Annotated in this window: 20 protein-coding genes; 15 read left to right on the top strand and 5 right to left on the bottom strand. The window is 71.1% G+C overall.

Translation table 11 applies throughout. The features are described from left to right. Positions 1 to 6: 6 nt before the first annotated feature. Positions 7 to 444 (bottom strand): MarR family winged helix-turn-helix transcriptional regulator, encoded by a 438-nt coding sequence (locus tag EXU48_RS12435; RefSeq protein WP_235856989.1) that lies wholly within the window; start codon positions 442 to 444, stop codon positions 7 to 9. Between the two features lie 83 nt (positions 445 to 527). On the opposite strand from EXU48_RS12435, the gene EXU48_RS12430 reads away from it, so the two are divergent. Then, positions 528 to 2,363 carry an ABC transporter ATP-binding protein gene (locus EXU48_RS12430; RefSeq protein WP_133107960.1) on the top strand — a complete coding sequence of 612 codons (1,836 nt, stop codon included), beginning with the start codon at positions 528 to 530 and terminating at the stop codon, positions 2,361 to 2,363. A gap of 300 nt (positions 2,364 to 2,663) precedes the next feature. Then, entirely contained in the window at positions 2,664 to 3,458 is a 795-nt protein-coding gene (locus EXU48_RS12425) for an IclR family transcriptional regulator (RefSeq protein WP_133107959.1), read from the top strand. A gap of 9 nt (positions 3,459 to 3,467) precedes the next feature. Here the strand turns inward: EXU48_RS12425 and EXU48_RS12420 are convergent, their stop codons facing one another. The 3 genes from EXU48_RS12420 to EXU48_RS12410 form a co-directional block, all read right to left on the bottom strand. Beyond that, complete coding sequence (locus tag EXU48_RS12420; RefSeq protein WP_133107958.1) at positions 3,468 to 4,235, bottom strand: DUF624 domain-containing protein; 768 nt, start codon at positions 4,233 to 4,235, stop codon at positions 3,468 to 3,470. Continuing rightward, positions 4,220 to 4,939 (bottom strand): SDR family NAD(P)-dependent oxidoreductase, encoded by a 720-nt coding sequence (locus tag EXU48_RS12415; protein WP_165962792.1) that lies wholly within the window; start codon positions 4,937 to 4,939, stop codon positions 4,220 to 4,222. The genes EXU48_RS12420 and EXU48_RS12415 overlap by 16 nt, the downstream gene beginning before the upstream one ends. Positions 4,940 to 5,006: 67 nt before the next feature. Next, positions 5,007 to 5,921 carry a dihydrodipicolinate synthase family protein gene (locus EXU48_RS12410; RefSeq protein ID WP_133107956.1) on the bottom strand — a complete coding sequence of 305 codons (915 nt, stop codon included), beginning with the start codon at positions 5,919 to 5,921 and terminating at the stop codon, positions 5,007 to 5,009. 173 nt (positions 5,922 to 6,094) lie between these two features. Between EXU48_RS12410 and EXU48_RS12405 the strand changes: the two genes are divergently transcribed. From EXU48_RS12405 to EXU48_RS12385, 5 genes are all read left to right on the top strand, one after another. Then, positions 6,095 to 7,561, top strand: coding sequence for an ABC transporter substrate-binding protein (locus EXU48_RS12405; protein WP_165962791.1), 1,467 nt, complete (start codon positions 6,095 to 6,097; stop codon positions 7,559 to 7,561). Between the two features lie 121 nt (positions 7,562 to 7,682). Then, a complete protein-coding gene (locus EXU48_RS12400) occupies positions 7,683 to 8,639 on the top strand; it encodes a carbohydrate ABC transporter permease (protein ID WP_133107954.1) in 957 nt (318 codons plus the stop codon). Then, positions 8,636 to 9,580, top strand: a complete 945-nt coding sequence (locus EXU48_RS12395; RefSeq protein WP_133107953.1) for a carbohydrate ABC transporter permease — start codon at positions 8,636 to 8,638, stop codon at positions 9,578 to 9,580. The genes EXU48_RS12400 and EXU48_RS12395 overlap by 4 nt, the downstream gene beginning before the upstream one ends. After that, a complete protein-coding gene (locus tag EXU48_RS12390) occupies positions 9,564 to 10,439 on the top strand; it encodes an SMP-30/gluconolactonase/LRE family protein (protein ID WP_133107952.1) in 876 nt (291 codons plus the stop codon). Before EXU48_RS12395 ends, EXU48_RS12390 begins: the two co-directional genes overlap by 17 nt. 81 nt (positions 10,440 to 10,520) lie before the next feature. Continuing rightward, positions 10,521 to 11,705 carry a mandelate racemase/muconate lactonizing enzyme family protein gene (locus EXU48_RS12385; RefSeq protein ID WP_133107951.1) on the top strand — a complete coding sequence of 395 codons (1,185 nt, stop codon included), beginning with the start codon at positions 10,521 to 10,523 and terminating at the stop codon, positions 11,703 to 11,705. A gap of 184 nt (positions 11,706 to 11,889) precedes the next feature. Here EXU48_RS12385 and EXU48_RS12380 read toward each other — a convergent pair whose 3' ends face one another. Continuing rightward, positions 11,890 to 12,861, bottom strand: coding sequence for a hypothetical protein (locus EXU48_RS12380; RefSeq protein WP_133107950.1), 972 nt, complete (start codon positions 12,859 to 12,861; stop codon positions 11,890 to 11,892). A gap of 396 nt (positions 12,862 to 13,257) precedes the next feature. On the opposite strand from EXU48_RS12380, the gene EXU48_RS12375 reads away from it, so the two are divergent. The 8 genes from EXU48_RS12375 (at position 13,258) to EXU48_RS12340 (ending at position 22,556) form a co-directional block, all read left to right on the top strand. Further along, positions 13,258 to 14,118, top strand: coding sequence for a fumarylacetoacetate hydrolase family protein (locus EXU48_RS12375; protein ID WP_133107949.1), 861 nt, complete (start codon positions 13,258 to 13,260; stop codon positions 14,116 to 14,118). Positions 14,119 to 14,326: 208 nt separating this feature from the next. Beyond that, positions 14,327 to 15,757 (top strand): cysteine--tRNA ligase, encoded by a 1,431-nt coding sequence (gene cysS, locus EXU48_RS12370; protein ID WP_133107948.1) that lies wholly within the window; start codon positions 14,327 to 14,329, stop codon positions 15,755 to 15,757. After that, positions 15,747 to 16,745 carry a 23S rRNA (guanosine(2251)-2'-O)-methyltransferase RlmB gene (gene rlmB, locus EXU48_RS12365; protein ID WP_133107947.1) on the top strand — a complete coding sequence of 333 codons (999 nt, stop codon included), beginning with the start codon at positions 15,747 to 15,749 and terminating at the stop codon, positions 16,743 to 16,745. The genes cysS and rlmB overlap by 11 nt, the downstream gene beginning before the upstream one ends. A 59-nt stretch (positions 16,746 to 16,804) precedes the next feature. Beyond that, complete coding sequence (locus EXU48_RS12360) at positions 16,805 to 18,019, top strand: hypothetical protein (RefSeq protein ID WP_133107946.1); 1,215 nt, start codon at positions 16,805 to 16,807, stop codon at positions 18,017 to 18,019. 33 nt (positions 18,020 to 18,052) lie between these two features. Beyond that, entirely contained in the window at positions 18,053 to 19,132 is a 1,080-nt protein-coding gene (locus EXU48_RS12355; RefSeq protein ID WP_235856988.1) for a LacI family DNA-binding transcriptional regulator, read from the top strand. 125 nt (positions 19,133 to 19,257) lie between these two features. Beyond that, complete coding sequence (locus EXU48_RS12350; RefSeq protein ID WP_133107945.1) at positions 19,258 to 20,610, top strand: ABC transporter substrate-binding protein; 1,353 nt, start codon at positions 19,258 to 19,260, stop codon at positions 20,608 to 20,610. A 37-nt stretch (positions 20,611 to 20,647) separates the two neighbouring features. Then, positions 20,648 to 21,619 carry a carbohydrate ABC transporter permease gene (locus EXU48_RS12345; RefSeq protein ID WP_133107944.1) on the top strand — a complete coding sequence of 324 codons (972 nt, stop codon included), beginning with the start codon at positions 20,648 to 20,650 and terminating at the stop codon, positions 21,617 to 21,619. Then, on the top strand, positions 21,612 to 22,556 hold the full coding sequence (locus EXU48_RS12340; RefSeq protein WP_407938732.1) for a carbohydrate ABC transporter permease: 945 nt from the start codon (positions 21,612 to 21,614) through the stop codon (positions 22,554 to 22,556). The genes EXU48_RS12345 and EXU48_RS12340 overlap by 8 nt, the downstream gene beginning before the upstream one ends. The last annotated feature ends 14 nt before the right edge of the window (positions 22,557 to 22,570 follow it).

Genomic DNA, 22,570 nt, shown 5'->3' with positions numbered 1-22,570 from the left:
AGGAGGTCAGTCGGCGATCAGGCGCCGCAGCAGCGTGGTGAGGTGCTCCCACTCGCCCGGCTCGAGCCGGGCGAAGAAGTCCCGCGAGACCTGGGCACGGGCGGCGCCGATCTCCTCGGCGAGGCTATGCCCGGACTCGGTGGGGACGGCGAGCACGGCGCGCCGATCGGTGGGATCCGGCGTGCGCTCGACCAGGCCCTTCTCCTGAAGGGCGTCCACCACCTCGGTGGCCGAGCGGGGCGCGATCCGCAGGTGCGCCGCGACATCGGACAGCCGGGCGCCGTCACTCTCGCAGATCACCCGCAGGGCCCGGGCCTCGTGCGGGGCGAGCGCCCACGGTTCCAGCGACTGTGCCCAGCGCCGGCGCAGTGCCCGGGTCGCCTGCATAAGCAGTTCGCTGGGTTCGCTCTCCGGCGCGCGGTCGCGTCCTCGGGGGTCGGTCACCCTCGTGAGCCTACTATTGACGGCACCCTCATTGTGAGGTAACCTCAGTATATGACCTAGACATTGGAGAAGGTGATGTCCCTATGGCCGACTTCGCCATGAACCCCGGGGGCCCCCGTGGCCGCGACGCCGCGCGCCCGGACCCCAAGGACCGGGCCCAACTCGAGTCCCACCCCGTGAGCCTGCGCCGCATCGGTGCCCTGTTCGCGCCCTACCGGGCCCGGCTCGCCGGCGTGGTCGCGCTCATCGTCGCGACCTCTGCGATCGGGCTCGCCACCCCGTTCCTGACCAAACACCTCATCGACGACGCGATCCCGGACCAGGACGTCCCCCTGCTGCTGACGCTGGTCGGGGCGATGCTCGGCGTGACCGTGGTCTCCGCCGTCCTCGGCGTGTTCCAGACCTGGATCTCCACCGAGATCGGCCAGCGCGTGATGCACCGCCTGCGCACCGACGTGTTCGCGCACCTGCAACGCCAGTCCCTCGACTTCTTCAAGCGCACCCGCGGCGGCGAGGTGCAGTCCCGACTGACCCACGACATCGGCGCCATGCAGTCCGTGGTGACCAGTGCCGCGACCTCGATCGCCTCGAACGTGACCACCGCCGTCGGGACCGCGATCGCCATGGTCGCGCTCAGCTGGCAGCTGTCCCTGCTCTCGCTGATCGTGCTCCCGCCGGCGATCTGGCTGACCCGCAAGGTCGCCAACATGCGCCGCGAGGTCACCGCCCAGCGGCAGCGTGCGCTCGCGAACCTGCACGGGCAGGTCGAGGAGTCGCTGTCCGTCAGCGGGGTCCTGCTCGGCAAGACGCTCGGCGCCGGCCCGTCCCTCACCGCCAAGTTCTCCGACACCTCCGAGGGTCTGCTGGACCTGGAGGTCCGCGCCCAGCTCGCCGGGCGCTGGCGGATGGCCACGATGAGCATCATCTTCGCCGCGATCCCCGCGCTCCTCTACCTCGCCGCGGGCCTGCCGGCCACGTCCGGCGGCATGACCATCGGCACCCTGGTCGCGTTCGTTGGCCTGCAGGCCGGCCTGTTCCGTCCGCTGATGGGCGTGCTCAACGTCGGCGTCCAGGTGACGAGCTCGATGGCCCTCTTCAGCAGGATCTTCGAGTACCTGGACCTGCCGGTCACGATCGACGATCCGGCAGTGCCGATCAGGCCGGTCCGACCGGTCGACGGCGGTGGCGCGCTCGCGCTCGACGGCGTCGGTCTCACCTATCCCGACGGCGACCGTCCGGCGGTCTCAGGGGTGACCCTGGCCGTGCCGGCCGGCGGCAGCCTCGCCCTGGTGGGCGAGTCCGGGTCGGGCAAGTCGACGATCGCGGCGCTCGTCTCGCGCCTGCACGACCCGACGACCGGCCGGGTCACGATCGACGGGGTGGACCTGCGGGACATGACCCTGCAGGACCTGGCAGGTGTGGTCGGCGTGGTCTCCCAGGAGACCTACCTGCTGCACACCACCATCAGGGAGAACCTGCGCTACGCCAAGCCCGACGCCACCGACGCCGAGATCGAGGAGGCCGCCCGTGCGGCCCAGGTCCACGACCTGATCGTGGCCCTGCCGGACGGCTACGACACCCTCGTCGGCGCCCGCGGCTACCGGTTCTCCGGCGGTGAGAAGCAGCGGCTGGCGATCGCCCGCACGCTGCTACGTGATCCCCGGGTGCTCGTCCTGGACGAAGCCACCAGCGCGCTCGACAACGAGACCGAGCGGGCCGTCCAGGCTGCCCTCGACGTGGTCAGCGCCGGCCGCACCACCATCACGATCGCGCACCGGCTGTCCACCGTGCGCGACGCGGACCAGATCGCGGTGGTCGATCACGGGCGGATCGTGGAGACGGGCAGCCACGACGAGCTGATCGCGCTCGGCGGCCTCTACGCGCGCCTCGCGCAGGCCCCCGCCCCCGCCCGCACCTGACCCCGCCCCGCGCCCCGCCCCCCGCCCCAGCCCGCGCCTGATCCCTCCCGCGCCCGACCCCGCCCGCGCCCGACCCCGCCCGCGCCGACCCCGCCCCGCTGCTGAGATCGGACCCGGGACACTGACATCGTCGGTCGGCGTGTCCGAGGTCAGTGCCGCGGGTCCGATCTCAGCGGGGGAGTCCGGTCGGCGTACCGAGTAGACCGGCTCGATGGGGCATGCATATGCTGCATATCAGTCCCAAGGTCGGCTATAGTGGGGCCTGACTCGATCATGGCCGACCCCGAGTGGAGGGCACGAATGGCGAAGGCATCCGAACGGGAGCCGATGCAGGGCGCTCAGAGCATCGACCGAGCGCTGTCGCTACTGTCCGCCTTCACGCCACAGCATCCTCAGCAGCGTATCGCGGACCTCGTCGCGGGCAGCGGCCTGGGTCAGTCCACCGTGTCCCGGATGGTCGGGGCGATGCTCTCGCTCGGGTTCCTCAGCCACGACCCGCGCAGTGGCCTGTACTCGCTCGGCCCGGAGGTGGTGAACCTGGCGTCGGTGGTGCTGAACCAGAACCCCGTGCACCACCAGGCCCGGCAGGTCGCCCAGGAGTTGTCCGCCGAGCTCGGTCTCGGCGTCAACGTCGCCGAGCGTGCCGGGGACCGACTCTTCTACCTCTGCAACTTCGAGGGCAAGCAGGCCCCCCGCGCGTCCACCCTGATCGGGCGCGGTGGCCCGCTGCACGCCACCGCCCTCGGGAAGTCGTTGCTGCTCGACCACGACCGGGCCGGGGTGGAGGGTCTGCTCGGTGGCGAGTACCCGCGCTACACCAGTAGCACGATCACCTCGCTGGCCGACCTGCTCACCGAGCTCGACACCGTGCGTGGCCGGGGGTACTCGGTGGAGAACGAGGAGCTCGCGCTGCGCCGGGCCTGCCTGGCCGCGCCCATCCGGGACCGCTCCGGCGCCGTGGTGGCGGCGATGTCCGTCTCCGGGCCCCTCTCGGCGATGAACCTGGCCGAGGACGAGGACCGTCTGGCGATGCTGCTGATCGAGCAGGCGGACCGGATCTCGGTGGGACTGGGCTTCACCGCGCTCTCGGCCTGACGCCGGGGCTCAGTCCGCCGGTGTGAGCAATCGCTCGGGCACCTGCCGCGCCGCCATCGAGGCGGCCAGCGCCGGCACCGACGGCACGGCGAACACCAGGGCCCCCGGAAGGTACAGGTAGCCGAGCACCGCAGCCGCGGCTCCGACGAGCCCCGCCAGCACGAACGGAACCGGCGTGGCGGCGAAGGCCCGCAGCGCCAGGAGCCACAGCCGCGTGGGGCCATGCTCGCGGTCCGGGCCGGCCTCGTCCGCCCGAGCGGCCACGGCCGGCAGGTGGAGCAGCCAGCACAGATATACAGCGAGCAGGATGGCGATGCTCACCGCGACCGCCTGGCCGCGCAGCATCCACAGGTAGAAGCCCAGCACGACCGGCGTCAGCAGCGGGATCAGGTAGCGCTGCTGCGATCGCCAGAACTCCTGGCGCCACCGCCGCCAGGAGTCTCGGTAGTAGCCGACCTGTACGTCGTCCAGCAGCCCGGTCCGCAGTTGCTGGGACAGGACCGACGTGGCCGGTGCGAGCCCGAGGAGCACCCCACCCGCGAGGGTCTGCAGGAGCCACATGACGTTCAGCGCCGCGAGTCGGCAGATCCAGGTCGTGACCGCCTCGACCAGGCCGAGACCACCCGAGCCGCCGGAGCCGGCCGAACCGCCAGAGCCACGTGAACCACCCGAGCCGCCCGCGCGGCCCGAGCCGCGCGAACCGGACCCGGCGAGGCGAGCGAGCCCTCGCCGTCGGGCCTCATCTCCCGCACCGGCACCGGTCACGGGGTCTGCCACCGCTGCGCCATGGCGGGCCGCATGAAGGCGACGGGGGAGGCCACGGACAGTCCCGCGTCGACGGGCAGGATCACGCCGCTGATGCCGGAGGCGCGCGGCGAGGCCAGGAATGCGACCGCCTGCGCCACCTCCTCCGACGTGGGGGTGCGCCCCATCGGGTAGCCGGCCGCACCATCGGGCATGGCGTGGCCGTCGATGAGCGCCGGCGCCACCGCGTTCACCCGGATGCCCCGCGGCGCGTACTCCAGGCTGGCCTGCGTGATCAGTGCGTGCACCGCGCCCTTCGCGGTCGCGTACGCGGAGTTCCCCGGGTGGGCGAGGTAGGCGTTCACCGATGTCAATGCGACGATCGCGGAGCCAGGACCGAGGTGGGGCACGGCCGCGTGCATGGCGTTGAACGTGGTGTCGAGGGTGCCGGCCAGAACCGCGCGCCAGGTCTGCGCCGTGGTCTCGTGCAGACGTCCGCCGAGCTGCTTGGCGGCGGCGGTGATCAGCACGTCGATGCCGCCGAGGAGGTCGAGTGCCGCCGCCATGGCCAGCTCGGCACGTGGTGGCTCGGACATGTCCGCGACGACGTTCGCGGCCAGGGCCGGGTGCTCGAAGTCGGTCGGGTTGATCCCGACCACGCGGGCGCCGTCGGCGACCAGGGCCTGCGTGATCCGCTGGGCGGTGACGGAGCTGGAACCGACGATGACCGCGCGCACGGATACTCCCTGTTCGGTGGATCGGAGGCGGGCCCGAACCTGGGACGGCTCGGGCCCGCGCTGTGGCTCAGACGCTAGCCGGTGCCAGGGGGAGCGGGGCAAGTACCTCGGTCAGCAGCTCCGCCATCCGGGGCGGGATCGGCTGGGCGGGAGCGCGCACGGCGGCCGAGTCGATGACGCCGCGCCGCACGAGCACCTCCTTGTGGATCGCCCACGCGGGCCCGGACTGCAGGCCCCAGACGATCAGCGGGAGGAGGTGGGCGAACGATTCCCGCGCGGTGGCGCGGTCGCCGGCGTTCCAGGTGGCCAGGGTGACCGCGAGCAGGTCGGTGAACTCGCAGGCGGGCATGGTGCCCACGGCCCCGCAGGCGTACTCGTCGAGGACGAACTGGGCGTTCTGCCCGCCGAGCATCGCCATCGGCCGGTCGCCGAGGGCGGCCGCCACCGCGCACATCTTCGGCAGGGTGGGCGGTGCCTCCACCTTGACGCTGTCGACTCCGTCGATGTCCGCCAGTGCGGCGATCAGTTCCGGCGTCATGGCCACTCCGGTGGCGCCGGGTGCGTCCTGGACCATGATGCTGACGCCGAGTCGGACGGCTTCGGCGGCGAGCGTGGCGTAGAACTCCACCAGCTGGCCGGGACCGGGCTTCACCATGAACGGGGGCAGCACCATCGCCGCGCGAGCGCCGCCGTCGGCCAACTGGCGCAGCTGCTCCAGGGCCGGCGCGATCGCGGTGGCACCAACTCCGGCGACCACCGGCAGCGGGCCGGCCGCCGCGACCACGTCGGTCAGGATCGCCTCCCGCTCGGCGGTGGTCAGCGTGAACGCCTCGCTCGCCATGCCGAAGATCGCGACGCCGTCGGCGCCGGACCGGGCCTGGAACTCCACGAGCCGGCGCAGCGAGCCGCGGTCCAGGTCGAGCGCGTCGGTGAACGGCGTTGCCAGCACGGGCACCAGCCCGCGGATCGCTACGTTCTGCATCAGAAGCCTCATTTCTTCCCCGTCGAAGGGCCTCGGTTGAATGCCTTGGCCAACCGAAGGGTGAAGGAACCATATCGTAGATAATGGAACCAGGGGACGTGTACAGTGGGCGACGGATGGACAGCACGCCTGTATCCCTGGCGACATCCGAGAGACAACAGAGAGGTTGTGCAATGACGAGGACACAAGGAAGTGCCGGTGGCTTCTCGCGGCGTTCGGTGCTGCTCGGGGCGGGCGTGGTGATGGCCACCGCGGGCTGCAACCTGGTCGGTGGCGGCGGTGACGAGGACCCGACGGACGCCGGTACCTCCGGTGGCGAGGGCGGACTCAGCGGTGAGATCACGGTCGCCCTGGTACCGGACCCACCCGGAGCCAGCGAGTTCTACCGGGCCCAGTTCGATCTCTTCGAGGAGGCGAACCCCGGGGTCACGGTGAACATCATCGAGAACCCCTCCGACCAGCAGCTCAACGCGCTCGAGCTGATGTTCCAGCAGGGCGAGGGGCCGGACGTGATGCGGGTGCAGGGCTCCGGCGCCCTGACGCGCTTCTACGACCGTGGCTGGGTGGCGCCCCTCGATGATCTCGTCAACGACGACTTCACCGCGAGGTTCCCCGAGGGCTCGCTCGAGCCGACGTCCTCCGGTCTGCACCGGGAGGGCAAGCTGGTCAGCATCCCGCTCGTGTGGGGCGACTGGGGCTACACGCATCTGTGGCTCTACAACACCGACATCCTCGCCGAGAACGGCTACGACGCCCCGCCCGCGACCTGGGACGAGATGGTCGAGATGGCGACCACGATCACCGAGAACGGTGGCGGCAGCGTGTTCGGCGTGGCTCCCGTGGCGCCGCAGTACCTCATCGAGGTGGTGCAGCCGTTCGCACAGAAGCCGGGTGTCAACCTGACCACGGGGACACCGGACCTGGCCAACCCCGACGGGGTCGCCGCCGTCGAGCTCTGGCGTCAACTGCAGGCGAACGGCGTCAACATGCCCGGTTGGGAGAGCTGGGACGGTGGCCGCCCGTTCACGGAGTTCGCCGCCGGCCGCCTGGCGATGTACCCCTCGGCCACGTGGCACGTCGCCGAGATCCGCAAACTGGCGCCGGACATCGGCCTGGGGATCGCCTCGATCCCGCTCCCGGAGAGCGGGCGGGTCGCCTACGCGGCGCGTTCGGCTGCCCACCAGCCGATCTGGTCGATGTCGTCGGAGTCCGCCAATCCCGAGGTGGCCCTCGCGGCCATGGACTTCCTCGGCTCGGTCGACTTCTACAGGGCATACTACGAGGAGTTCGGCTCGTTCACGGCCTCCCAGGTGGCCTGGGAGGACCAGGCCCAGGAGAACGAGGACCAGGCGGGGATCCTGGCCGTGGCTGCCACGGACATCCGCACGTCTCCCAACCCGGAACTGCTCGCCCAGGGCGCGGAGGCCTTCTGGGCCGATGCCGGCGGCAACGCGGATCTGGACCTCAAGAACGCGTACCTGGAGTCGATCGTCAACAACGTGGACTACGAGCCGTTGGCAGCGAACATCGACAGCCAGGTCGAGGCGCTGATCGTCCAGTACGAGGCGGACACCCCCGACCTCCGAGACCTGTTGACCTTCGCCGACTGGGACCCGCTCGAGGACTACACGGCCGGATGAGGCACGGCTCGCACGGACGGCCCGTAGGCTCCCGCCGGGAGTCGCGGGCCGTCCGGCCCGTCCCGACCCCGCCCGCGGAAGGTCCGCGGCGGCGCTCCGCCAAGACGATGGAGGTGCAGAGATGACCACGGCCGTGATGAAGGCGCCCACGAAGCCGAGGGCGCCCTCGAAGACCCGCGCCCGACGTCAGGCGGTGCTCTGGGGCTGGCTCTTCCTGGTGCCGCTCGTGGTCCTGTTCACGGCGTTCAGCCTGTGGCCGATCATCGCCTCCTGGGGTTACGCGTTCTTCGACTGGGACGGTGTGGGCCCGCCGGAGGTGTTCGTCGGTCTGGACAACTTCCGCGAGGCCCTGAACTCGAGCGCTTTCTGGAACGCGTTCTGGAACTCGTTCTTCTTCTCCCTCGGTGCCCTGTTCGTCGAACTCCCGGCCGCGCTCTGTCTCGCGATGCTGCTGAACAACACGCTGCTGCGGGGCCGCACCTTCTACCGGCTCGCGATCTTCCTCCCGGTGGTCTCCACGACGGCGGTCATCGGCCTGGTCATCGCGGTGCTGCTGGCACCGGTGGGCGGGGTGGTCAACGAGGTGCTGCTCACGATCGGCTTCGTGGACCGCCCGATCAACTTCCTCGGCAACCCGGACATCGCCCTACCGACCCTGGTCGTGGTGGACATCTGGAAGGGCTTCGGGATCACCCTGATCTACTGGCTGGCCGCGCTGCAGACCGTCCCGAAGGACCTCTACGAGGCCGCGAAGCTCGACGGCGCCGGTGCCCGCCAGCAGTTGGCGAACATCACGGTGCCGGTGATCATGCCGATCGCCGTGGTGATCCTGCTGCTCACCTTCCAGCGCAGCCTGAACACGTTCGATCTGGTCCAGGCGGTCACCGGCGGTGGGCCCGTGTTCTCCACCGACGTGCTGCCGACGTACATCTACCGGTACGCCTTCGATGCGAACATCGCCGCCCCGCGGTACGGCTTCGCGTGTGCCGTCGGGGTCATCTTCGGCGTGTTCACCCTGATCATCACGCTGCTCCAGGGTCCGCTCCTGGCCGGCCGGCTGAAGAGGAGTGCCCAATGAGTGCCCTGATCACCCCAGGGGCCGGGGCTCAGGCCGGGGTCGACGCCGCCTCGCAGGTCGCCGGTGAGGCGGGCCCGCCGCCCGGATCGCCGAGGCGCGGGCGCAACCGGGTCAGCGGCCAGTCCCGCCGGATGCGCTGGTGGCACCTGTTCCTGATCCCGTTCTGCTTCATCTGGATCTACCCGTTCCTGTGGATGGTGACCGCCGCGTTCAAGACCCCCGCGGAGATGCTGCTCGGCGGGATCGGGCTGTGGCCGAACGAATGGACGCTCGACAACTTCGTCCGGGCCTGGACCACCGGCCGCTTCGGCGAGTACACGGGAAACACGCTGACGTTCGCGATCGCGGTCGTCGTGATCCAGGTGCTCGTGGCATCCCTGGCCGGGTACGCACTGCGCGAGAAGACCCTCCCCGGCCGCAAGATCGTGATGGGCGTCCTGGTCGCGGCGATGTTCATCCCGCACGGCTACACGATCATCCCGGTGTTCCAGCTGGTGAACGCGCTCGGGCTCCAGGACGGACTGCTCGGCGCCGCGATCGCGCAGGCTGCCCCCGGACTGGTGGTCCCGGTGCTGTTGTACGTCGGGTTCTTCTCGGGGATCCCGAACGAGCTCGGCGAGGCCGCCCGGGTCGACGGCGCCGGGTACCTGCGTACGTTCCGTTCGGTGATGCTGCCACTCGCCAAGCCGGTCACCGGCACCGTGGTGCTGATGAACTTCATCGGGGCGTGGAACTCCTTCTTCATCCCGTTGGTGTTCACCCTCGGCCGGCCCGAACTGCGCACCCTCGGCGTCGGCATGTACAACTTCTTCGGCACCGACACCACCGACTGGACCGGCCTGGCCGCGGGCGCCTCGATCGCGATCATCCCGATCGTCATCGTGTTCCTTTTCCTGCAGCGCTCGTTCGTGGAGGGCATCGCCGGTGCGGTCAAGAGCTGAACCGGTCAGCACGCAGACCTACCAGCAGGGCGAGTCGATCCGGGTCGATCCCCGGACCGGCGACCTGATCTGGGTCGACATGCACCGTGGCACGTTCCACTCCGGCGCCTTCGACGGCACGGTCCTGACCGAGTCGTTCACGGCCGACCTCGCCGAGCTCGGCTCCCGCATCGGCGTGGGCGCCCCCCTGGTCGCCGGGCGCGCGGGCTGGGCGGTCGCGGGCGGCCAGAGGCTCTGGCACGTCACGCCCGACGGCGGCCGTTCCGTGTGGGTGGACGGCGTCGGCGACGGCGTGGGCCGGTTCCTCAACGACGGCGTCTGCGCGCCCGACGGCGCGTTCTGGGTCGGCACCCAGTCCGTCCCGCGGGAACCGACGTCGGCGCTGTACCGGGTCGGTCCCGACCTCGCCGTGACCACGGTGCTGAGCGGCGTCACGGTGTCCAACGGGATCGGGTTCAGCCCGGACGGCGCGACGCTGTACTACATCGACACCCTCCCGCATCGGCGCCTGGAGGCGTTCGACGTCTACGGCGACCGGATCACCGGGCGCCGAACCGTCGCCACCCTGACCGGCGGGAATCCGGACGGCCTGGTCGTCGACGACGAGGGCTGCATCTGGGTGGCGATGTGGGACGCGGCCGAGGTGCGGCGCATCTCGCCGGACGGGGAGGTGGTGGCGGTCGTCGAGACCGGCGTACCGCGGCCCAGCGCCGTCACCATCGCCGACGGCGTCCTGTTCATCACGACCGCGCGGGTCGGCCTCGATCCGGTCCCGCCGGACAGCGGCCGCATCCTCGCCGCGGAGGTCGGCGTGTCCGCGCCGCCGGCCGCGCCGTTCCGCGGTCAACCGCCGCACTAGTGCCGGCCGGCACTGCGACCGGCTACCCGTATCGGCCACCACCAGGTGCCGCCCACCATCGCCAGAAAGGTCGTCACCCCGATGTCCACCATCACGTCCGTCGAGGCGTTCCCGCTGCAGCTGCCCGTGGCCCCCGGTCGCGATGCCGGGGGAGCGCGCTACCGGGCCGCTCCGAACGTCCGCAGCGTCTACCCGGCGCGCGACGAGACGGTGCTCGTGCGGATCGCCACGGCCGACCACGTCGGCTGGGGTGAGGCCCTTGCGCCCGTGGCCCCGGAGGCCCCCGCCGTCATCATCAACGAGGTGTTCGCCCCGTTGCTGGTCGGCACCGAGCTCGACGGGCCCCGGCCCACCGCGTTCCGCCTCCAGGAGAGCATGCGCGAGCGCGGCCACCTCAACGGCCACCACGCCGACGCCGTCGCCGGCCTGGACATCGCACTCTGGGACCTGACCGGCCAGATCCACGGGCTGCCGGTGCACACCCTGCTCGGCGGTGCCTACCGGACCGAGATCCCGCTGTACCTGACCACGGTCGGCGGTGCGACGCCGTCGGAGAAGGCGGAGCACGCCGTCGCCGCGCACCGGGCCGGCTTCGACGCCATGAAACTGCACCTGACCATGGACCCGCACACCGTACTGGCCACCGTGGACGCCGTCCTGGAGGCGCTCGCGGGCGAGCCGGCCGGCGACCGCCCCGCGCCCCGGGTGGCGGTGGACGCCCACTGGGTACACCAGCTCGGCCCGGCCCGTTCGCTCGGCCGGGCGCTGGACGCCCGGGGGATCTGGTTCTTCGAGGCGCCGCTGGCGCCCGAGGACCTGCGCGGCCACGAGCTGCTCGCCCAGGACCTCGCCACTCCGGTGGCGGTGGGCGAGGCGATGCGGCACCGGTTCGAGTTCGCCGAGTGGGGCTCGCGGCGGGCCGTCGGGATCGCCCAGCCGGACATCGGCCGCACCGGCATCAGCGAGGGTTTCGCGATCGCGGGCGTCACGGCGGCGAACTACGTGCCGATCGCCCCGCACCACTCGATGGCCACCTCGCTGGCCTACGCCGCCGGGCTGCAGGTCAGCGGCGCCGCCGAGTCGCTGGCGGCGATGGAGTACGGGCCGCACACGGCGGTCAAGTCCGAGCCGCTCATGGCCGCGGACTTCATGGCCGAGGGTGCCGTCACCGCCGGCCGCGTCGCCCTGCCCACCGCCCCCGGACTGGGGGTGACGGTCGACGAGGACGCCGTGCGTGCGCTCGCCGCCGAGTTCCCCCAGCGCTGACTGGGCCGTCCTCGCCCCGCCGAGATAGGACCCGCCGCCTCGAGATCGCCCTTCGGCGTGGCCGATCTCGAAGCGGCGGGTCCTATCTCAGCGCGTGGGTGAGGGCAGGGACGACGAACGCCCGGGCGCCGGCCGGTGGGCCGACACCCGGGCGTCCGGGATGAACCTGGGTGGTGCTGGTGACTCAGAGGTTGGCCGGACCGTCCGCGGCGGCCTCGGCCTCACCGGCGGTGCGACGCTGCTCGATGCTGTCGAGGAGCTGCTGCTCGTTCGACACCTCGGCGCCGAACGTGCGGGCCTGCGGCTGCTGCTCGGCGGGGGCCAGGTCGACGAACTGACCGGAGATCTCACCGCGGACGCGGTTGTCGGCGCCCGTGGGAGCCGGGTCGTTACCCTCGCCACCGAGGTCACCGCGGATGATCGTCTCGTTGACCGCAACGCCGACGGTGTTGTTGGAGGCGTTCAGGCTGCCCCCGATGTAGGTCACGTCCTCGCAGGCCGCGATCGACGAACCGGTGCCGACCTGCACGCCACCGTTCTCGGTGTAGGTGACGTCACCGTCGACCTCCGAGCCGCACAGCGTGGTGCCCGCGGCGTTGCCGGACACCGTCAGGCTGGACAGCAGAGTGGAGTCGACCACGTCGGTGTACTCGGTGCCGGTCGTGCTGACCGCGCCGCCGACCTGGGTGCTCTCCAGGTAGATCGCGCCCTGGGCGGCCTCCACGCGGCGGTCGACCTGCGCACCGACGGCGTAGAAGAACGGGTTCTCCGACTCGCCGGCCTGGCCGACGTAAGCGCCGGCGACCGTTGAGTCCTCGAGGTAGACGCCGTAGCCGTCACGGTTGTTGATGTTGCCGGCGACCGAGGTGCCGACCGCATCGAAGTAGCTGTCCGCGTTCAGCACGACGGCACCGGTGATCGTGCCGTCGGTGATGATCAGGTTCGAGCCGGGCTGCAGTCGGACGCGACCGTCGATCGTGGTGCCGGTCAGCACACAGGTCTTGTCTGCCGGAACGACGAGGTCACCGGGAACGGTGACCGCACCGGCCTCGCCCACACACCGGGTGGTGAGGGCGGCCGAGGCGGCGGTGGCGGTGACGGCCAGGCCGGCGGCGGCGAGGCTGACGGATGCCAGGACGGCGGTGAGGCGTTTCATCGAATCTCCTTGGTTCGTCGCACATCGCGCGTCGCCGGGCGATGCCATTCGGATGGAGCAGTCGGGCGCTCCTGGACCGACGGCAGCCGATGGACTCGGTTGCCCCCGGATGTGAGCCCGCTAGGAAGGCTATTGGTGCTGCTATCGGAGTGGCTACGTTGCATCTCACGGTTCGGGATAGGTTCGCCAGAAGTTCGCCCGCCGTTACCGTCTCACATCAGGGGGTCGCGTGGGTAGACCGCCCGACGTCGTCACACCGAGGCGGGAGCTCGGCGCGTCTCGCCCACCGGCCGCCGACGCCGGCGCCGTCCGGGCACTCCTAGACTCGGCCTGATCGGAGTCGGTGGACGTCCCAGCCGTGCCCGGGCCCGGGCATCCCACGAGAGGCGAGAGACAATGAAGTTGTTGCGAGTCGGAGAGTTCGGAGCGGAGCGGGCGGCCGTGCTCGTCGAGGAGGGTCGTTACGTCGACGTGTCCGACGTGATCGGCGACGTGGACGCCGCGTTCTGGGCCGGCGGTGGACCGGCGGCGCTGGCCCCGGTGGTGGCCGAGCGGGTGGCTGCCGGCCAGGTGGCCGATCTCGGCAGCCAACGCGTCGGTGCGCCGATCGCCCGGCCGCACCAGATCCTGTGCATCGGTCTCAACTACGCCGACCATGCCGCCGAGTCGGGCGCCGCCGCCCCGGACGAGCCGGTGCTGTTCACGAAGTCCCCGAACACGCTCGTCGGCCCCAACGACACCGTGCACATCCCGCGCGGTTCGGAGAAGACGGACTGGGAGGTGGAACTCGGCATCGTGATCGGCGCCCGCGCGCGCTACCTCCAGGACGAGGCCGCCGCCGAGGCCGTGATCGGCGGGTACCTCACGGCCCACGACGTGTCCGAGCGCGCCTTCCAGATCGAGCGCGGCGGCCAGTGGTCCAAGGGTAAGTCCGCCGAGACCTTCAACCCGGCGGGCCCCTACCTGGTGACCCCGGAGGAGGCGGGCGACGTGCGGAACCTGCGCCTGTGGCTGACCGTGAACGGCGAGCCCAAGCAGGACGGCTCCACGAAGGACATGATCTTCTCGCCCACGTTCATCGTGCACTACCTGAGCCAGTTCATGGTGCTCGAGCCGGGCGACCTGATCAACACCGGCACCCCCGCCGGCGTCGGCATGGGCAAGTCCCCGCAGGAGTGGCTCGCCCCCGGTGACGTCGTCGAGCTCGGCGTCGAGGGTCTCGGCTCCCAGCGCCAGGACGTGATCGCCGCCCCCTGAGCAGGTCCCGCCGCCGGGAGCCGGGCGCCCGACCCCGCGCTCCGGCCACCGGGAGGAGGGCGCCCGACCCGGCCCCCGCCGTCGACCGCCTTGTCCGTCCCCGACGCCTCGAGGAAGCCCTCACGTGAGGGCTGCCTCGGGGCGTCGGCGACTTCCTCACGGGCGAGCGCGGGTGCCCGCAGCGACGGGTGGCCGATAAACTCCCGTGGTGACCATGCGCCTGTATGACTCGGCCACCCGTGAGGTGCGCGACTTCGTCCCCCGTGAACCCGGGCGGGTCGGCATCTACCTGTGTGGCGCCACGGTGCAGGGCGCGCCGCACATCGGGCACCTGCGCTCGGCGATCGCGTTCGACATCCTCCTCCGGTGGCTGCGCCGCAACGGCGAGGACGTGACCCTGGTGCGCAACGTCACCGACATCGACGACAAGATCCTCACGAAGTCCGCCGACGCCGGGGTGCCGTGGTGGGCCTGGGCACACCGCTTCGAGCGGGAGTTCAACCGCGCCTACGAGACGCTCGGTGTCACACCGCCCACGTACGAGCCGCGCGCCACCGGGCACGTCACCGAGATGGTCGAGCTGATCGCGCTGCTCGTCGATCGCGGCCACGCGTACGTCGGCGACGAGGGCAACGTGTACTTCGACGTGCGCTCCTGGGGCAAGTACGGCGAGCTCACCCGGCAGCTCCTGGAGAACCTCTCCACCGTGGAGGAGGAGGCCTCGGACAAGCGCGACCCGCGGGACTTCGCCCTCTGGAAGGCCACCAAGGACACGGACCCGGACGGCGCCTCCTGGCCCACTCCGTGGGGCCGGGGGCGCCCCGGGTGGCACGTGGAGTGCTCCGCGATGGCGCGCAAGTACCTCGGTGAGTCCTTCGACATTCACGGCGGTGGTATCGACCTGCGCTTCCCCCACCACGAGAACGAGCAGGCCCAGTCGCAGGCCGCCGGCTGGGGCTTCACGAACCTGTGGATGCACAACGCCTGGGTGACCGTGGGTGGGGAGAAGATGAGCAAGTCGCTCGGGAACTCCCTCACCGTCGATGCGGTCCTGGAGCGGGGTGAACCGGTCGTGCTGCGCTACGCGCTCGCCGCGGTGCACTACCGGTCCACGCTCGAGTTCTCCGACTCCAGCCTCGACGAGTCCGGTGCCGCCTGGGAGCGGATCTCCGGGTTCGTGCAGCGGGCCGTGGAGCTCGTCGGTGCGCTCACGCCCGCGGAGGTGGCCGGCGTCGAGGTGCCGGACGCGTTCGCGGCCGCGATGAACGACGACCTGAACGTCTCGGCCGCGCTCGCCGTCGTGCACGAGCAGGTGACCGGCGGCAACAACGCCCTGGCCGCCGGGGACGAGGCGCAGGTGCGCGCCGCACAGGGCCGGGTGCGGGCGATGCTGGACGTGTTCGGACTGGACCCGTTGGCGCAGCCGTGGGCGGGAGCACAAGCGGCCGACGGCGGAGCGGAGCAAGCGCTCGGCGTCCTCGTGCAGGCGGTACTCGCCGAGCGCGTCCAGGCGCGGGCCGAGAAGGACTGGGCGCGTGCGGACGCGCTGCGGGATCGACTGACGGCAGCGGGAATCGTTGTCGAGGACTCCCCGGGCGGAGCCCGGTGGAGCGTGAAGGGTGGCACAGGTGGCCGGTAACTCTCGACGTCAGGGGGCCGTGCGCAAGCCGGGCTCCAAGAAGGGTGCCCGGGTCGGAACCGGCGGCCACGGCAGGCAGGCCCTCGAGGGCCGGGGGCCCACCCCGAAGGCGGAGGACCGGCCCTACCACCCGGCCGCCAAGCGGAAGGCTTCCTCCGAGCGCGACGCCGGCAAGGGCGGCCGCGGCGGGCAGGGCAGGTCCCAGAACCGCTCGCAAGGTCGGTCCGGTGCGAAGAGCCACGAGATCGTCGGCGGCCGGAACTCGGTGGTGGAGGCGCTGCGGGCGGACATCCCGGTCTCCACGGTGTACCTGTCCAGCCGGATCGACTCCGATGACCGGATCCGGGACATCCTGCGCGAGGTGACCGCCCGCTCGCTGCCGCTGCTGGAGGTCTCCAAGGCCGAGCTGGACCGGCTCACCGACGGCGGCGTGCACCAGGGGGTGGCCATCCAGGTCCCGGCGTACTCCTACGCCGAACCGGAGGCGCTCCTCGACCTCGCCACGGGCAACGGGCGGACCCCGCTGATCGTCGCGCTGGACGGCATCACCGACCCGCGCAACCTCGGGGCCGCCCTGCGCAGCGCCGGTGCGTTCGGTGTGGACGGGCTCGTGGTCCCGCAGCGGCGTGCGGCCGGGGTCACGGCGTCGGCCTGGAAGGTCTCGGCAGGGGCCGCTGCCCGGATACCGGTCGCCCGCGCGACGAATCTGGTCAGGGCTCTGGAGATGTACAAGGAGGCCGGCTGTTTCGTCGTCGGCCTCGACGGCGACGGACCCACCGAGATCGGTGACCTGGACCTCGCGGGCGACCCGCTGGTGCTGGTGCTCGGCTCCGAGGGGAAGGGCCTGGGCCGCCTGGTCAGGGAGACCTGCGACCTGATCGTCTCGATCCCGATCGCGGCGTCCACCGAGTCCCTGAACGCCGGGACGGCGATCGGGATCGCTCTGTACGAGGTCGCTCGCAAGCGCCGTGACGCCGCGTCGGCCTGACCTGGCCGGGCCCGGCGTTGCGGGTGTCGGCACACCGCGCGGTCGGTAGGGTCGTGACCATGACGAGTACACCGACGTGGCGCCGCCGCTCCGGGATCGTCAGCGCACGAACCCCTCACGCCGCCCGGGCCCACGGCTTTCTCGACGGCGCCCAGGTGGTCGCGCTGATCGAGTCCGACCCCGAGGCCCCGTACGCCGTGGCCGTGACGATCGCGACCGACGACGAGGACCGGGTCGCCGTCGTGGCCGAGGACGGGAAGCACATCGTCCCCGGCCCGAAGGTCGCCGAACTCACGGAGGCGCTCGCCCGCGAGTGCCAGGCCTACGTCGGCTTCGACGAGATCGGCTTCGACGCCACGCCCGAGCCGGGCGACGGGGTGGAGGAGCCCGACGACGACCCGTTCGATCCGGAGATCGACGTCGCCTCCGCGCGGGTGCCGGACCGGGCCGTGGTCCTCACCCCGGCGACCGTGCCGCAGCTCGAGTCCCTCGCGACCGCCGCCGGGGTGCGCCTGCACGCGGCCCCGCACGGCGACGACCGTCTGGTCCTGATCGAGAGCGGTGCGGTGCTCACCGAACTCACCTGGGCCGAGGAGCATCTGCCCGCCGTGCTGCTCGAACGCGGCGCCGTGTTCCCGTCGGTCGCCCTCATCGAGACACCGGAGCGGACCCAACTGTTCACCTGGGACGCTGCGCTCGCGGCTGTGCCCACGCAGGCCCGGGTGGCCGAGCTGGTGGCGACCTTCATCGACACCGAGCTCGGCGCCGGCGCGCTGGTCCGGGATCTGGCCGTGGTGCGCCCGGAAGCGGACCCGGCGGCCCTACGCGCGGCGCTCGAGCGCTCCTCCGACGGCGGACCTGCCGCCCTGGTGGCGGCACTGGGCCTGCCCGCGTCGATCACGGGGTTCCTCGACCACGAGGTGGACGCCGCCAGCCTGGAGGGTGTGGTCACGATCGACCCGATCACGGTCACCGAGGCGATGCGGCGCGCCGCGCAGGTCGCTGCCGACGAGGCCCGGGCCGGAGCATACGCGCTCTACGAGAGCGCCGAGGAGGTGGGCCGGTCCTGGGTGCCGGCCGCTGCCGCGGGGGTCGAGCTGGGTATCGGGCTGGCACTGTTGCGCCGGGCCGGCCGGTCCCGCCGCGCCGGTGGGAGCGCCTCAGCCGGGGAGCGGGCTCTCGGGGTCGTGGGCATCGTGCTGCTCGGTACGGCGCTGCTGAACGGTGCCGTGGCCACGCTGCCGCGGGTCCGCCAGTACCTCAGCACGCGCTGACCGCTGCGCGCCGTCGGGTGGCATAGTTCCCCCGTGGCGGGGTTCGGTCGGACCCCCGGACGGGCGGAGGTGAGCGCGGCGGTGCGTGCCGTGACGATGCGCGACGTGGCGCAGCGGGCCGGGGTCTCCCTCAAGACCGTCTCGAACGTGGTCAACGCCTACCCGCATGTGCGTCCCGAGATGCGGGACCGCGTGCTCCGGGTGATCGACGAGCTCGGTTACCAGATGAACTTCACGGCCCGGAACCTCAGCCTGGGCCGGACCGGGCTGATCGCGCTCGCGGTGCCCGAGCTGCGCCTCGCCTACTTCGCCGAGCTCGCCGATGCCGTCATCGCCGCCGCCGACCGGATCGGCCTGACCGTGCTGATCGAACAGACCGGCGGCACCCGTGCGGGGGAACTCGAGGTGCTCTCAAGTCCGCGCCGACGGATGACGGACGGGCTGCTCTATTCGCCGACGGCGTTGCGCTCGGTGGACGCCGGAGCGCTCGACGTCGACTTCCCCCTGGTGCTGCTCGGCGAGCGGGCCCTGCGCCGAGGGCTCGACCATGTCGCGATGGCGAACGAGGACGGCGCCCGGGCGATCACCGAGCACCTGCTCGGCACCGGGCGTCGCCGGATCGCGCTGATCGGCGGCCATGATGCCGAGACCGGGGCCGGCAACCTGCGCGCCCGCGGGTTCCGCGCCGCGATGGCCGCCGCCGGGGCCGAGGTCGATCCGCGCCTGCTCGCCGGTGGCGAGCGCTGGAGCCGACAGACCGGGGCCGCCGCGATGTCGCAGATCCTCGCGAGCGGGGCGGTCCCCGAGGCCGTCTTCGCGCTGAACGACGTGATGGCGATCGGGGCCATGCGGGAACTCTACGAACGAGGTCTGTCCGTGCCCGATGACGTCGCCGTGGCCGGCTTCGACAACATCGAGGAGGCCAGGTTCTCGCGCCCGAGCCTGACCACGATCGACCCGGACCGGGACGGGATCGCACGCACCGCCGTCGGGCTCCTCGCCGACCGGCTCGCCGGCGGCGCCGGCGTGCACGACGGGACCGGCGACGAACCGGCCCACGAGATCGTGGCCGGTTTCCGGGTGAAGATCCGCGAGTCCACGGCAACCGGCTGACCGGGGGTCTTGACAGCACTGGCCGTCACATGGTGCATTTACACCGGTGTAAACAGGGATCGACATCCAGGCTCACTTCACAGCGGAAGCGGATCGGCGCGAGGACGCGCCGGGAGGGATGGACCATGCGCAACATCGGACACTCAGCGAGAACCGGCCGCGGGCGACGCGCCGCGGCCGTCGTCGGCGCGGGACTCGTGCTCGCTCTGGCGGCGTGTGGGCAGGGGGAGGATCCCGCCGCGGAGCCGGGGGATGACGGCGGGACGTCCGCCGACGGCGGTGACGTCACGATCCGGTTCGCATGGTGGGGCAACGAGGACCGCGCCGCGATCACGAACGAGGCGGTGGACGTGTTCGAGGCGGCCAACCCGGGCATCACCGTCGAGACCGAGTACGTGGACTTCAACGCCTACTTCGACCGGCTCGCCACCACCGTCGCCGCCGGTGACGCCCCGGACGTGATCACGATGGGCGGCGCCTACCCGCGTGAGTACGGCGACCGCGGCGCGCTGCTCGACCTCGGCGAGGTCTCGGAGTTCCTGGACACCTCCACCCTGGACGCCGGCGCGTTGTCGAACGGGTTCTTCTCCGACACCCAGTACGGGGTACCGACCGGCGCGAACACCTACGGGGTGGTGATCAACCCGGCCATCTTCGAGGCGGCCGGCGTGGACCTGCCCGACCAGGACTCCTGGACCTGGGAGGACTTCGCGGACCTCGCAGCCGAGATCAGCGCGAACACCCCGGACGGCACCTACGGCGCAGCCGACCCGACATCCGCCGAGGTGCTCGACCTGTACCTGAACCACCGGTCCGGGCACGGGCTCTACCTCGAGGACGGCAGCCTGAACGCGACGCCGGACCTGGTCGCCGACTGGTTCACCTACGGCTCCGGTCTCATGGAGTCGGGCGCCACCCCGCCGGCCACGATCACCTCCGAGCTGACCACCCAGACCTCACCCGAGCAGTCGCTCCTCGGACAGGGGCTGGCCGCGATGTCCTTCGGCTGGTCGAACAACCTCGGTGCGTTCCGGGACGCCTCCGGCCAGGAGCTGATCCTGATGCGGGTGCCTGGTGACACCGGTGAGAACGGCTCCGCCATGTGGCAGCAGGCCTCGCAGTTGTACACGATCAACGCGCAGACGGCGCACCCGGAGGCGGCGGCCCGCCTGGTCGACTTCCTGGTCAACAGCACCGAGGCCGCTGACCTGATCGGCACCGACCGTGGGGTCCCCTCGAACGAGACCATCCGGGCGCACCTGTCCGAGCAGGGGCTCGAGCCGACCACGCAGGTCGAGTTCGACTTCCTCAGCCAGGTCAGCGAGTTCATCGACGGCGACTTCGTCATCGGGCCAACCGGGTCCACCGAGAGCGCCGGGATCCTGACCCGGCTCAACCAGGAGGTGCTGTTCGGGCAGACCACCCCCGAGGATGCGGGCGCGGCGTTCGTGACCGAGGTGACCGCGGCGATCTCCTGATCGTGAGATCCATCGACGCCGAGGGAGGTCCACGACGATGTCCGCACTCCAGGAACTGAGCGGCCTGCGCCGCGAGCCGGACCGGGGACGCCGGGGCCGGCAGGCGAGGCATGGCAGGCAGAGCCGCAGCGCCGCGCAGAAGGGCGACAACCGGGCCGCGGCGTTCTTCCTGGCCCCATGGTTCATCGGACTGTTCGTGATCACCGCCGGGCCGCTGGTGGCCTCGCTGTACCTGTCCTTCACGGACTACAACCTGCTCCAGGACCCGAACTGGACCGGGTGGGAGAACTACGCCCGGATGCTCACCGACGAACGGCTGCTGAACTCGCTCGGGGTCACGTTCAGCTACGTGTTGATCTCGGTGCCGTTGCAGCTCGCGGCGGCTCTGCTGCTGGCGATCGTGCTGGACCGGGGCCTACGCGCACTGGCGATCTACCGGTCCGTGTTCTATCTGCCGTCGCTGCTCGGCGGGTCGGTGGCGATCGCGATCCTGTGGCGCCAGGTGTTCGGCACCAACGGGCTCGTGAACGCCTTCCTCGGGATCTTCGGCGTCGAGGGGCAGGGGTGGGTGTCGCACCCGGACTACGCGCTCGGCACCCTGATGGTCCTGAACGTCTGGACGTTCGGGGCGCCGATGGTGATCTTCCTGGCCGGGCTGCGGCAGATCCCGGAGACCTACTACGAGGCCGCCGCGATCGACGGCGCGTCCCGGGCCCGGCGGTTCCGCTCCATCACGCTGCCGCTGCTCACCCCGATCATCTTCTTCAACCTAGTGCTGCAGCTGATCGGCGCGTTCCAGTCCTTCACGCAGGCCTTCGTCGTGTCCGGTGGCACCGGTGGGCCCGCGGACTCGACGATGTTCTACACGCTCTACCTCTACCAGCGGGGGTTCGGCGCGTTCGACATGGGCTACGCCTCGGCGATGGCGTGGCTACTGCTCGTGATCATCGCCGGGATGACCGCCGTGAACTTCCTCGCCTCCAAATACTGGGTGTTCTACGGTGACTGACACCCGTTCCGGCGGGCCCCGGCCCCCGGTTCCGGCCCCGAGCGAGCGTCGGGGCAGCCTGTCCGAGCTGGCGGCGCAGGCGCCACCGGCCCGCCGGCCACTGACGTGGCGGTCCCGGGTGCGCTCGGTCGTCCGGCACCTGCTGCTGATCGCCTTCGGTCTGGTGATGCTGTACCCGCTGTTGTGGATGGTGTCCAGCTCGCTCAAACCGAACGACCTCATCTTCCGGGACCCCTCCCTGCTGCCCGCCGCGTGGGACCTGACCAACTACACGATCGGCTGGAACGCGCTGGCGCACCCGTTCACGCACTACCTGGCCAACTCCGCCGTGGTGGTGGCCGGGGCGGTGCTCGGGAACCTGGTCTCCTGCTCGATGGCGGCCTACGCGTTCGCCCGGCTGAACTTCACCGGCCGGCGGCTGTGGTTCGCCATCATGCTGATGTCGATCATGCTGCCGATCCACGTCGTGATCGTGCCGCAGTACGTGCTGTTCTCCGAACTGGACTGGATCAACACGTTCCTTCCGCTGATCGTCCCGAAGTTCCTCGCCACGGACGCGTTCTTCATCTTCCTGATGGTCCAGTTCTTCCGGGGCATCCCGAAGGAGCTGGACGAGGCCGCCCGCCTGGACGGGTGCGGGCACATCCGCATCTATGCCCGGATCATGATGCCGCTGTCCCTGCCGGCCCTGGCCACCACGGCGATCTTCACGTTCATCTGGACCTGGAACGACTTCTTCGGCCAGCTCATCTTCCTGACCAGCCCGGACATGTACACGGTACCGGTGGCCCTGCGCACGTTCGTGGACTCCACCGGGTCCTCGAACTGGGGCGCGCTGTTCGCGATGTCCATCGTCTCCCTGATCCCGGTCTTCGTGGTGTTCCTGTTCGGCCAGAAGTACCTGGTCAAGGGCATCGCGACGACCGGGATCAAGTAGGCCAGAGCTCAGCA

The sequence above is a fragment of the Occultella glacieicola genome (assembly GCF_004353825.1).
In the GTDB taxonomy this organism is placed as follows: domain Bacteria; phylum Actinomycetota; class Actinomycetes; order Actinomycetales; family Beutenbergiaceae; genus Occultella; species Occultella glacieicola.
The sequence above is the reverse complement of the archived record's forward strand: the minus strand, read 5'-3'. Positions and strand labels throughout refer to the sequence as shown.

Coding starts and splice junctions, on each gene's coding strand:
- EXU48_RS12400 (WP_133107954.1), top strand. CDS start 7,683: ATGACCACGGCCGTGATGAAGGCGCCCACGAAGCCGAGGGCGCCCTCG.
- EXU48_RS12385 (WP_133107951.1), top strand. CDS start 10,521: ATGTCCACCATCACGTCCGTCGAGGCGTTCCCGCTGCAGCTGCCCGTG.
- EXU48_RS12375 (WP_133107949.1), top strand. CDS start 13,258: ATGAAGTTGTTGCGAGTCGGAGAGTTCGGAGCGGAGCGGGCGGCCGTG.
- EXU48_RS12430 (WP_133107960.1), top strand. CDS start 528: ATGGCCGACTTCGCCATGAACCCCGGGGGCCCCCGTGGCCGCGACGCC.
- EXU48_RS12350 (WP_133107945.1), top strand. CDS start 19,258: ATGCGCAACATCGGACACTCAGCGAGAACCGGCCGCGGGCGACGCGCC.
- EXU48_RS12425 (WP_133107959.1), top strand. CDS start 2,664: ATGGCGAAGGCATCCGAACGGGAGCCGATGCAGGGCGCTCAGAGCATC.
- EXU48_RS12345 (WP_133107944.1), top strand. CDS start 20,648: ATGTCCGCACTCCAGGAACTGAGCGGCCTGCGCCGCGAGCCGGACCGG.
- EXU48_RS12380 (WP_133107950.1), bottom strand. CDS start 12,861: ATGAAACGCCTCACCGCCGTCCTGGCATCCGTCAGCCTCGCCGCCGCC.
- EXU48_RS12405 (WP_165962791.1), top strand. CDS start 6,095: ATGACGAGGACACAAGGAAGTGCCGGTGGCTTCTCGCGGCGTTCGGTG.
- EXU48_RS12410 (WP_133107956.1), bottom strand. CDS start 5,921: ATGCAGAACGTAGCGATCCGCGGGCTGGTGCCCGTGCTGGCAACGCCG.
- EXU48_RS12360 (WP_133107946.1), top strand. CDS start 16,805: ATGACGAGTACACCGACGTGGCGCCGCCGCTCCGGGATCGTCAGCGCA.
- EXU48_RS12395 (WP_133107953.1), top strand. CDS start 8,636: ATGAGTGCCCTGATCACCCCAGGGGCCGGGGCTCAGGCCGGGGTCGAC.